At 36.6% G+C, this 12,052-nt stretch carries 11 protein-coding genes; 6 read left to right on the top strand and 5 right to left on the bottom strand.

Annotation, left to right across the window (positions count from 1 at the left end; all coding sequences use genetic code 11):
- Positions 1–51: 51 nt before the first annotated feature.
- Complete coding sequence (locus LQV47_RS11345) at positions 52–1,338, bottom strand: DEAD/DEAH box helicase (protein WP_230036932.1); 1,287 nt, start codon at positions 1,336–1,338, stop codon at positions 52–54.
- Positions 1,339–1,639: 301 nt separating this feature from the next.
- Here LQV47_RS11345 and LQV47_RS22495 point away from each other — a divergent pair, with 301 nt between their 5' ends.
- The 6 genes from LQV47_RS22495 (at position 1,640) to LQV47_RS11320 (ending at position 8,887) form a co-directional block, all read left to right on the top strand.
- Positions 1,640–1,774, top strand: a complete 135-nt coding sequence (locus LQV47_RS22495; protein ID WP_290368647.1) for a hypothetical protein — start codon at positions 1,640–1,642, stop codon at positions 1,772–1,774.
- Between the two features lie 111 nt (positions 1,775–1,885).
- Positions 1,886–3,553, top strand: coding sequence for a T9SS type A sorting domain-containing protein (locus tag LQV47_RS11340; RefSeq protein WP_230036930.1), 1,668 nt, complete (start codon positions 1,886–1,888; stop codon positions 3,551–3,553).
- Between the two features lie 74 nt (positions 3,554–3,627).
- On the top strand, positions 3,628–4,812 hold the full coding sequence (locus LQV47_RS11335; protein WP_230036928.1) for a hypothetical protein: 1,185 nt from the start codon (positions 3,628–3,630) through the stop codon (positions 4,810–4,812).
- A gap of 21 nt (positions 4,813–4,833) precedes the next feature.
- Positions 4,834–6,006 (top strand): hypothetical protein, encoded by a 1,173-nt coding sequence (locus LQV47_RS11330; RefSeq protein ID WP_230036926.1) that lies wholly within the window; start codon positions 4,834–4,836, stop codon positions 6,004–6,006.
- Positions 6,007–6,026: 20 nt separating this feature from the next.
- Positions 6,027–7,169 carry a hypothetical protein gene (locus LQV47_RS11325; protein WP_230036924.1) on the top strand — a complete coding sequence of 381 codons (1,143 nt, stop codon included), beginning with the start codon at positions 6,027–6,029 and terminating at the stop codon, positions 7,167–7,169.
- Between the two features lie 14 nt (positions 7,170–7,183).
- On the top strand, positions 7,184–8,887 hold the full coding sequence (locus LQV47_RS11320) for a T9SS type A sorting domain-containing protein (protein ID WP_230036922.1): 1,704 nt from the start codon (positions 7,184–7,186) through the stop codon (positions 8,885–8,887).
- Positions 8,888–8,955: 68 nt separating this feature from the next.
- Here LQV47_RS11320 and LQV47_RS11315 read toward each other — a convergent pair whose 3' ends face one another.
- From LQV47_RS11315 to LQV47_RS11300, 4 genes are all read right to left on the bottom strand, one after another.
- Positions 8,956–9,579, bottom strand: coding sequence for a porin family protein (locus LQV47_RS11315; RefSeq protein ID WP_230036920.1), 624 nt, complete (start codon positions 9,577–9,579; stop codon positions 8,956–8,958).
- A gap of 99 nt (positions 9,580–9,678) precedes the next feature.
- Positions 9,679–10,167 (bottom strand): DUF6438 domain-containing protein, encoded by a 489-nt coding sequence (locus LQV47_RS11310; RefSeq protein ID WP_230036918.1) that lies wholly within the window; start codon positions 10,165–10,167, stop codon positions 9,679–9,681.
- Between the two features lie 192 nt (positions 10,168–10,359).
- Complete coding sequence (gene obgE / locus LQV47_RS11305) at positions 10,360–11,343, bottom strand: GTPase ObgE (RefSeq protein WP_230036916.1); 984 nt, start codon at positions 11,341–11,343, stop codon at positions 10,360–10,362.
- A gap of 78 nt (positions 11,344–11,421) precedes the next feature.
- Positions 11,422–12,000, bottom strand: coding sequence for an adenylate kinase (locus LQV47_RS11300; RefSeq protein WP_230036914.1), 579 nt, complete (start codon positions 11,998–12,000; stop codon positions 11,422–11,424).
- Between the last annotated feature and the right edge of the window lie 52 nt (positions 12,001–12,052).

The following is a 12,052-nucleotide window of genomic DNA, read 5'->3' as shown; positions in this document are numbered from 1 at the left end:
AATAGAAGATAAAAAAGAAGCCTTTTCAAATTTTGAAAAGGCTTCTTTTTTTTATTTCTTTCTGGTGAAACTCTTATTCTTAGGCTTTTTAAATCCTGTGGATGCAGCCGGCTTTTTATTATTGGGAGTCCTTGCTGGTCTCGGACCCTGTCTTTCGCCTCCTCCTGACATCGGTTTATTGTTTGAATCTCTTTTTTGAGCAACGAGATCATCTGTATGGAATGGATGATCCTTTACAATCGGAATTTTCTTTCCGATAAGTTTTTCCGTATTTTTTAGATTAAGAAGATCAAGTCCGTCTACAAAAGATATTGAGTTTCCTTCAGCACCGGCTCTTCCTGTTCTTCCAATTCTGTGTACATAGGTTTCAGAAACATCAGACAATTCAAAATTGATCACAAATTTTAATTCGTCAATATCAATCCCTCTTGCTGCAATATCCGTAGCTACAAGCACTCTTGTTTTTCCGGATTTGAAATTATTCAGCGCATTTTGTCTGGCATTTTGAGATTTATTACCATGAATAGCTTCTGCAGAGATCATATCTTTTTGAAGCTTTCTTGCAATTTTATCGGCACCATGTTTTGTTCTGGCAAAAACCAATACAGAATCTGAAATGTCATTCTGAAGAATATGGGATAGCAGGTTTAGTTTATTATCTTTTTCTACAAAATAAACAGATTGTTTGATGGTATCTGCTGTAGAAGAAACAGGTGTTACCTCTACTTTTACAGGATTATTCAGGATGGAATTAGCCAGTTTCTGAATCTCCCCGGGCATGGTTGCGGAAAAGAATAAAGTCTGTCTCTTCTGAGGCAAAAGCTTAATTACTCTTTTAACGTCATGTACAAACCCCATATCAAGCATTCTATCTGCTTCATCAAGAACGAAGATCTCAATGTTTTTAAGACTGATAATGCCCTGGGCAATGAAGTCAAGAAGTCTTCCCGGTGTAGCCACCAGAATGTCAATACCTCTCTTCAATGCAGCTTCCTGGTTTCCCTGTTTTACCCCTCCAAAAATAACAAGCTGTTTTAATGGAAGATATTTACCGTAAGCATTGATATTTTCTTCTATTTGGATCGCCAGTTCTCTTGTAGGAGTTAGGATTAAGGCTTTTATATGATTGTTAGAAATTTTCTTTTTAGATAAGTTCTGTAAGATAGGAATAGAAAAGGCCGCTGTTTTTCCTGTTCCTGTTTGCGCACATCCTAAAAAATCTCTGCCATTTAAGATGTCAGGAATAGATCTTTCCTGAATGGGAGTAGGATTAGTATACCCTTGTTCCTGGATTGCTTTTGCAATAGGTTCTATTAATTGTAAGTCTGTAAAATTCAAATGAATTATTTTAAAATTTAAATAAAAATTCCTTCAGCCTGAAAGAATTACATTTTACAAAGGTAATCTAAATATTTTTAAGTATTAATTTTGTTCTTATGATCCGCTCAGATGTTTATTAATACTACAGTTTTAATAGTGTTTTTCGTAAAATAGTTAATTAATTTTCGTTTTATTTAGTTTTTAATTTATATTTTTAATTATATTTATTTTATTTTTGAAAAAATATAACATTTCATTGAAACGGCATAATATCTTTAATGCTTGTGATATAGATTTGAAATGATAATAAAAACTAACCATGAGAAAAACAATCCTCCTGCCTGTATCCGTTACAGGTTTTAATACGTATGTTCAATCTTGTGAATGTACCAGGAATGCAGGACAAAGACCTATCCAAACAAAAAACATCTTCAGTATAAGCTCTTCTCCTTAATAGGTAGAAGAAATTAAGTGTACTTACTTGATCCAATAAAGGATTTAGAAACTCTGAAAAGAGGTACAGGAAATAGTAAAACTAAACATCAATCCATTTAAATAATATAATATGAAGACGAAGATTTTTCTTTTGTTTTTTTTGAGCTTTGGAGTAAATATGATATTTGCTCAAGGAGAAAATGACAATTGGTACTTTGGAACTAAAGCCGCCGTTAATTTTTCCAATGCAAGCCCGTTATCCCTTACCAACAGCCAGATGACGGCAATAGAAGCCTGTGGTACAGTGAGTGATGCCGGGGGAAATCTGTTATTTTACACCAATGGACAGACTATCTGGAATAAAGATCATCAGGTGATGCAAAATGGCTCAGGACTTGATGGGCACAGCTCAAGCGAGCAGCTTGCCATTGTAAAGCACCCCACTAATCCCAATCAGTATTTTGTAATTACCACAACAGAGAATGGGGTTTCAACAGGCAGTAATGCGATCAAATATTCTATTGTAGATATGTCTCAGGGAGCTTTGGGAGCTGTCTTGCCCCAATTTAAGAATATTACGATTGTAGATTCGTCCGGGAACAGTTTTCAATCTGAAGCGGTAACGGTAGTTCCTAATGCCAGTAATGGATCTTTGTGGGTGCTCATCCCAAACGGAACCCGTATGTACAGTTATAGGGTGGATGGAAGCGGATTCAATAACGGAAATCCTGTGGTCAGTAACTTAAATCTTTCAACACCTTTAGGAAATACCAGCTTTTTTGGAGTTAAGGCATCACCAAGAGTCAACAGAAGTGTAAATTATACCCATTTTGTATGCATTTCTCTCTGGAAGCCTGTTTCTGATCTTAAAAATCAGGTGTACTCTTTTAATAGTGTAACCGGGCAGCTTACCAATGATTTCTTACTTCAAGTGAACGGGCTGGGTGGTTATCTTTCAGAATTCAATAAAGACGGCTCTGTTTTGTTTTTAGGATATGAAAATATGTATGCTGTAGATCTACTGACATCCACACCTTCCAATATTAATTATGCAATGATCCATGGTGATGTATTCGGAAATCCATTTTTCGGATTGCAAAGAAATACAAAAGGTGATGTTTATGTAAGCAGCCCCGGACAGCCATATCTTGGGAAAATAATAAATCCCAACGGAAATATATCAGCTATGAGTGTGAATATGTCTGATATCAACTTAAATGGGCCTACTACGTTCTTTGGGCTGCCTCAACTGGTGAATTCATATGAGCCGGTTCCTTATTATCCGTGTATCACCGACCTGACGTTGGCAACCCCTGAACTCAATAATAATTTCACATACAATGTAGGAAAGGATATCAAAACAATACATAATTATACCATAGGAGGTAAACAGCGTATTATTATGAATGCTGGAAATAGCATAACACTTTTGCCTAATACTCATATTATGGCAGAAAGCTATACGGCGAAGATTGTTCCCTGTGATAGAGGCTCTGTAGATAGAATTTCAAATGAAAATAAGGGACATGTTCCCGTAAAAATGGTTTTGGAGCTTGATAAAGAAGTAAGAATGAAGCTGAATAATGATATTAAAATCTATCCAAATCCGGTTTCGGATATTCTTACCATTAGTACTACCGATGTTAATTCAATTGAAATATTCGATATATCCGGTAAAAAAATGGGTGTAAGCACCAACGGAAATAAAATTGATGTCAGAAATATACCGGCAGGAAATTACCTTTTATACATACAAACAAAAGGAGGGGTAATTTCTAAACCATTTATCAAAAAATAATAGTAATTCCAGGGGCAGATGAAGAATCATTTCTCCTTCTATTAAAAAAATAAGTCAAAAAATAACTTTTAATCATGAAAAAGACAATCATTTTACTTGCTGCTGTTTTCAGTGTAACAGCTAATGCTCAATGGAGCCTAACCGGAAATGCCGGAACAGTTTCCGGAACAAACTTCATAGGAACAACAGACAATCAGTCTTTAGTTTTTAAGACAAATAATGCTGAAAAGGTAAAGATCACTGAAAATGGAAGATTTATATTCTTTAATGTGGCAACACCCGGGCAAGTATGGGATAAAAACCTGTTTTTTGGTGGTGGGGTAGATAGCCCGTCAGGATTATACAATACTGTTTTTGGAATGGGAGCTTTAACCCAAAATATGGCAGGATCCGGAAATACAGCTTTAGGAAATAATGCACTTTCTCTTATCACAAGTGGAGATAATAATGTGTCTCTGGGAGCAAACAGTATGAGAAATACGGTATCCGGTAATCTTAATACGGCAGTAGGAATGAACGCTTTAGAGAACTTTCAGTCGGGGCTTGGAAATGTGGGGCTTGGAAATTCAACACTGGGATCAGGAGGCCTGGTAGGAGATTTTAATGTAGCAGTAGGTACCAGTGCTTTAAGATATATCCAGGTCGGAAGCTATAATACAATACTTGGGGGAGACTCATTCAGAGCTTTTGCAAAAGGATCAGGAAACATCAACGTAGGACATTCTAATGCCAAACTGATTACTTCCGGAAACAATAATATTTTTATCGGAAGCTTTATTACCCCTTATAATACAACGGCTCCAGAAAATGAACTGAATATAGGAAACTGGATCATAGGAAACAACGGAACTATAGGGATAGGACAATTTACTACTCAGCTTCCTGCTGACGGAATTGCTGCCGATGGACAAAAATATAAACTTTTTGTAAAAGACGGAATCCGGACAGAAAGAGTAAAAGTAGATATTGCCGCCAACAATGGGTGGGCAGACTATGTATTTGAAAAAGATTATAAGCTGATGCCATTGAATGACCTTGCCCGGTTTATCAATAAAAATGGGCATCTTCCAGAAATTCCTACTACAGAAGAAGCCATAAAAAATGGAATTGAACTGAAAGAAATGAACATTCTTCTGCTTAAAAAAGTAGAAGAGCTGACCCTTCATTTAATTGATCAGAATAAGCAACTGGCGGATCAGAGCAGCCAGCTGAAAAAACAAAATGAAGAGATTGAAAAACTCAAAAACAAAATAAAATAAATAACCAGATAACTTTTAATCATGAAAAAAATAATCATTGTGCTTGCGGCTGTAGCAGGCTTGAATTCTAATGCTCAAGCCCAATCATGGGGTCTTACCGGAAATGCATCAACGATTCCCGGGACAAATTTTATAGGAACATCAGATACTCAACCTCTTGTTGTTAAAACAAATAATATTGAGCGCATGAGAATAAGCCTGGATGGGAGATTTATATTCCACAATATTGCAACCCCAGGGCAGGTATGGGATAAAAACCTGTTTTTCGGGGGTGGAATGGATAATTCGGTCACTACTAATAATGCTGTTTTCGGAATGGGAGCACTTACTCAGCTTACAGAAGGTGGTGGCAATACAGCTATTGGAAACAATGCAATATCATTAATGACTAATGGGTTATTCAATGTTGCAGTGGGCTTTAATTCTATGAGAAATAGCGTGGCAGGAAATTCTAATACTGCGGTAGGAATGAATGCAATGGAAAATTTTCAGGGTGGAAATAATAATGTGGGTATAGGTGCGGGTGCTATAGGATCCGGAAACTTTAAAGGAGATTTTAATATAGCGTTGGGATCTAGTGCCCTGAGATATGCCAATGAGGGGAATTATAATGTGATACTTGGAGGAGACTCATACAGGGCTTTTGTTAAAGGAAGTAATAACATAGGAATAGGATATTCTAATGCAGCGCAGATCACTTCAGGGGAGAATAATATTTTTATCGGGACTAAGATTGTTCCTTACAACACCATTTCTCCTAAAAATGAGCTGAATATCGGAAACTGGATTGTAGGAAATAACGGAACTATCGGTATTGGTGGGTTTACGGCTCAGCTTCCTGCTGACGGAATTGCTGCTGATGGTCAGAAATATAAACTTTTTGTGAAAGACGGAATCCGGACAGAAAGAGTAAAAGTAGATATTGCCGCCAATAACGGATGGGCAGATTATGTTTTCGAAAAAGATTACAAGCTGTTGCCTTTGAATGATCTGGCGCAGTTTATCAATGAAAATGGGCACCTCCCAGAGGTTCCTACTACTGAAGAAGCTATAAAAAATGGAATTGAACTGAAAGAAATGAACATTCTTCTGCTTAAAAAAGTGGAAGAACTGACCCTTCATTTAATTGATCAGAACAGCCAGCTGAAAAAACAGAATGAAGAAATCGAAAAGCTTAAAAAGAAAATAAAATAAATAACCAGATAACTTTAATTATGAAAAAAATAATCATTCTACTTGCTGCTGTAGCAGGCTTGAATTCTAATGCCCAATCATGGAACCTTAGCGGGAATGCAGGAACAGCTCCCGGAACCAATTTTATAGGAACTACCGATAGCCAGCCGCTGGTTTTCAAGACTAACAACACAGAGAAAATGAAGATTACTCCTAATGGAAGGTTTATATTTTTTAATGTGACATCACCAGGGATGGTTTGGGATAAAAACCTTTTTTTTGGAGGTGGAACGGATAATGCATCGGGATCATCTAATACCGCTTTTGGAATGGGATCTCTAACCCAAAATACAACAGGTAATGGTAATACTGCGGTGGGGAATAATGCAATGTCATCAATAAGCAGTGGCGATAATAATGTGGCTGTGGGACAGAATAGTATGCGACATACAATAGCCGCTACCATGAATGTTGCTGTAGGGATGAATTCATTAGAATATTTTCAAAAAGGAATAGGAAATATAGGAATGGGAAACAGTGCTATGGGATCAGGATCTTTATCTGGGGATTATAATATAGGAATAGGCTGGGATGCATTAAGATACTTAGTAGCAGGAAATAATAATACAGTAGTGGGAAGAAGTTCTTTAGTGAGCCTGGCAGGGGGCTCTAATAATATAGCAGTGGGTTCTTCCAATGCCAAAGCTATTCTTTCGGGGGATAACAATATTTTTATCGGAAATTTCATTACCCCCTATGTGTCTTCGCCTAACAATGAGCTGAATATCGGAAACTGGATCGTAGGAAATAACGGAACTATCGGTATTGGCGGATTTACCACTCAGCTTCCTGCTGACGGAGTGGCTCCCGACGGACAGAAATATAAACTTTTTGTAAAAGAAGGAATCCGGACAGAAAGAGTAAAAGTAGATATTGCTGCCGCTAATGGATGGGCAGATTATGTTTTTGAAAAAGATTATAAGCTGATGCCATTAAATGACCTTGCCCAGTTTATCAATAAAAATGGCCATTTACCGGAAGTTCCAACTACAGAACAGGCCATTAAAAATGGAATTGAACTGAAAGAAATGAACATTCTTTTGCTGAAAAAAATTGAAGAACTGACATTGTACACCATTGAGCAACAGAAAAGAATTGAAGCTCTGGAAAAAAAGATAAAATAATATAAAACTGATCTATGAAAAAAATATATATAATACTATCATTGATTGTACCACTTTTATCTTTTGCCCAGGGCGAAAATGATAACTGGTATTTTGGAAATAATGCGGCACTCAACTTTTCATCATCCACTCCTGTAGCTTTGAGTAACAGTAATATGCAAGCTCTTGAAGGATGTGGTACCGTAAGTGATGCAAGCGGAAAGCTTCTTTTTTATATGAATGGTCAAAAAATTTGGAACAGGCAGCACCAGGTTATGCCCAATGGTACTTTGATCACGCAGCAAAACGATAGCGCCCAACAGCTTGCTATTGTAAAAAATCCTGCAAATGATAATCAGTACTATGTTTTTACAACAGGGGAAAATGCCGGAGGTTCATATCATATAAGCTACTCAATTGTTGATATGACCTTAGGGAGTATAGGTACTAACGGATCTCCCCTTGGAGATGTGCTGCCGGGGGCTAAAGATATTGCGGTATTGGATAATTTAGGGAATCATTTTGATTCAGAAGCGGTAACTATTATTCCCAATAGTACGGATCAGTCTTTCTGGGTTTTAATTCCAAATGGAACAAAGCTCTACAGTTATAAGCTGGGTAATCAGGGATTTTCTAATGGAGCACCCGTTATAAGTAACCTCAATTTTCCTGTAACTTTTGGCGTTTATAAATATTTTAGTGTAAGACAGTCTCCAAAGCTGAATAATGGATATTATTCTCATTATATCTGTATTTCTTTTTGGACAGATTCACAAAATCCATATCCACCTGAGAGTTATTACGTGAATAAAGTATATTCATTTAATTCCTCTACCGGACAGCTCACTAATGATTTTTCATTACAGATAAATGGACTGAGAGCCTATGTTCCTGAATTTAATAAAGATGCATCCGTATTATTCCTAGGATATGAAAATATCCATGCCGTTGATCTGGTAAATTCAACATCTTCCAATGTGCTTCATACGGAGATTTATACTGAGACTAACGCACCGCTTCACACAGGTATGACCCTTCAGAGAAATAAATATGGGGATGTATATGTAAGTAAATCGTTTAGTTCATTTTTAGGTAAGGTGATAAATCCCGATGTATACGGTTCCAATATGAGTGTGGATTTCAATGCTGTAAATTTAGGTAGCGGACAAACCCAGTATGGGCTGCCTCAATTACTTCCCATGAAAGAAAATTCTGGAGGCTCCCCATGTATAGAGAATCTGCTGCTGACTACCGAGCCTAATGCGTCTTATTATTATGAAATAGGTAAGAATATAACTACTAAGGATAGGTATATTTTAAGCCCTAAACATGATATTATTATGCAGGCCGGAAACAGTATCAACCTTTTGCCGGGAACATCTATGGAAATGGGATCTAAGTATCATGCCTTTATTGCCCCATGTAGAAAACCTGAAATGGTACAAAGAAATACACAGGTTCAATCTGCTCAGAAGGAAATGTTTTTGGAACTGGATAAAAAGGAAAGGATGCAGCAGAAAAATAATGTTGAATTATTTCCTAACCCGGCTACCGATATTCTGAACATTAGAACCTCTGCAAACATCAGTGAAGCTGAGGTATTTGATATTTCCGGTAAAAAAGTAAATATCGTTATAAACGGTAATAGAATGGATGTGAAGAGTCTTCCATCCGGATCATATATTATCAGAATCAAAACTGAAACCGGAGTGATCACGAAACAGTTTATTAAAAAATAAACAGAAGTTTCATATAAAAATAATGGCTGCCCGGATCCGGGCAGCCATTTGTATTGTAATCGGTACGGTTATTTGAACCTATATCCTACACCAGCCTGTAAAAATCCCACTTTCGTAGGCACATGCTGACTTTTATTAGTTTCTATAAAGTCAAAATTATAATGGGCATCTACAAAAAACTGATCATTAATTTTATATTCAGCTCCTAAAAAAGGAAAGAGATTAATTGTTTTTGCTCCGGTATAGTTCTCTTTGGCAGAATCACTGAAAAGACTGCTTGTTTTTACTTTTGTTGAAACGTTGATTCCAATGTTCATTCCTACAGAAGCAGAAAGATTAGGAATGAAATAATACTTTGCAGAAATCGGGACCTGAATCTGGTTCATCTGGTATTCAAAATTCATATCTCCCACATTTACTACTTCACTTCCTACTAATTGGGTCCATGGATATGATTCTTTACCACCAAGTTGTGTATAAAGGACTTCAGCCTGTATTGCAAATTTTGATGACAGGACCTGCTCTGCTACAGCGCCTATATAGAAATAGGATTTTGAATCTAATTTACTGTCGAAAAATTTCATACTGGATAGCGTATACCCACCTTTTACACCAAAACTCATGTCCGAGCTTTGAGCATATGCAACAGCAGATACAGCAAATAATAATGCAGATAAAATGTTCTTCTTCATTTTTTTGAATTAAATGATTAATGTTTTTATAAAAAAAATAATTCCTCCCAAATGAAGGAATTATTTCTGCAAAAATAATTTAAATATTGTTAACCGAAACTACTTTACTTTAGTCCAGTCTTGATTTTTTCTGAGATCTTCAAAGAAATGATAAACTTTGGACAGTTTTTCACTTCCCCGTTTTCCATAGTCCTGTATATTTTTGGAAGTTCCGTCCGCAAAATTAATCCTTAAATAAGAAGTGGAAAGATCTGTAATATTTTTTTCACCATACTTATCTTTTAGATTTTTCACCTCTAAACCATCCAGCAGCTTGAGTAATGTATTGTAGTCCTCCTCTTTGATGGTTCCTGTAAAAGTTCCTTCCCTGGGATTAGAAAATTCATCCTTTGAAGGCTTTTCACTGAAATTAAAATGTTCAGCTTCAAAAACAGCAGTTCTGTCCGGGTTAATTGTCATTTTAAAAACAGGGCAGAAGCCGAAACAGGGAGTGGCTTCATATTCAATTTTAGAATACTTCGGATTTACTTTTTGAGAAGTGCATGAAAATACGAATATCAGGGCACAAAAACTAAGGATATATTTCATAGTTTAAATTTTAAAAACTCTCTCTCAATAATTGTTCCAAAAAGCATTTATTTTTCCGGCTCCAGTGGAATCTTACATCAAACAACAGAAAGAAAACTTAATGCCAAAACAAAACCCCGAAAAAATTCCGGGGTATTTATTTTGATGTAATCTACTCTGTAAAAAGTAAGACTGATGAATTAAGATCTTCGTTTATCCATGTAATTTCTTCCAGATAGCATCTTTCAGCTCTACCAACCCTTCTCCAGTAACTCCGGAGAAAAATAAAGGCTGTCTGTTCTCAGGAAATTCTGCTGCAATTTCTTTTTTCAGCTCATCATCCAAAAGGTCGGATTTAGAAACAGAAATAATGAAATCTTTATCCAATAGTTCAGGATTATATTCTACAAGCTCATTTTCCAGGATTTTAAACTCCTGGTAATGATCTTCAGAATCTGCAGGAATTAAAAATAAAAGAATTGAATTTCTTTCAATATGTCTCAGAAATCTGTGTCCTAATCCTTTTCCTTCAGCTGCCCCTTCAATAATCCCTGGAATATCAGCCATTACAAATGATTTGTAATTTCTGTAGTCTACAATTCCTAAATTGGGAGTTAACGTAGTAAAAGCATAATTTGCAATTTTAGGCTTTGCTGCAGAAACAGATGCTAAAAGGGTAGATTTTCCGGCATTTGGAAATCCAACCAAACCTACATCTGCCAAAATTTTAAGCTCGAAAACAACATAGCCTTCCTCTCCATCCATTCCGGGTTGAGCATATCTTGGAGTTTGATTGGTGGATGATTTGAAATGCTCGTTTCCTTTTCCACCTTTTCCACCCAGCATCAAAATGATTTCCTGCTTGTCCTCAAGAATTTCCCCGATGATTTCTCCTTCTTCATTTTTAGCGATAGTTCCAATGGGAACATCAATATAAATATCAGAACCGTCAGCTCCGGTAAGCTGGTTTTTTGCTCCATTTTCACCACGATCTGCTTTTATATGACGCGTGTATCGAAGTGGAAGTAAAGTCCATTCCTGTGCATTCCCTCTCATGATGACATGTCCGCCGCGACCTCCGTCACCACCATCAGGACCTCCTTTAGGGATATATTTTTCACGTCTAAGGTGGGCAGAACCTGCTCCTCCATGTCCGCTTTTACAATGAATCTTTACGTAATCTACAAAGTTTGACATAATTTTTAGGGTTTAGGCCTTAGGGGTTAGGGAACAGATATTTAACGATGCTAAATCCTAATCCCTAATTCTAAATCCTTATTTAATTTTCTCTACCTCAGCAAAAAGCTTTTGTGAAATCTCATCAATTTCTCCTACACCATTTACCTCCACATATTTTCCCTGCTGCTTGTAAAGTTCGGCTACTTCTGCCGTTTTAGAATAATATTCTTTAATTCTGTTTTCAATGATCTCTACATTACTGTCGTCTGATCTACCGCTGGTTTCTCCTCTTTTCAGAAGTCTTTCAACCAAAATTTTATCTTCTACCACCAATGCAAGACAGATATCAATCTTGTCATTCAGCTCTTCCTTAACTATTTTTTCCAAAGCTTCCGTCTGAGCAGTAGTTCTTGGATAACCATCAAAAATAAAACCGCTGGTATCGGTAGGCTTTCTGATTTCATCAATCAGCATATCTGTTGTTACCTGATCCGGAACCAGTTCTCCTTTATCGATGTAAGACTTTGCCAGCTTTCCAAGCTCCGTGTCGTTTTTCATATTGTATCTGAAAAGATCACCTGTTGAAACTTGCTTTAAATTGAATTTCTCGATTAGATTTTGAGCTTGGGTTCCTTTTCCACTTCCTGGAGGGCCGAACAGAACAATGTTTATCATAATTTTGATTCGCTTCCGGCAATTGGCATTTTGCTTCTGGCTACCTGCTTTT

Source organism: Chryseobacterium sp. Bi04 (assembly GCF_918698085.1).
GTDB lineage: Bacteria > Bacteroidota > Bacteroidia > Flavobacteriales > Weeksellaceae > Chryseobacterium.
Note: the sequence above shows the minus strand (reverse complement) of the source record. Positions and strands in the feature narration are given on the sequence as shown.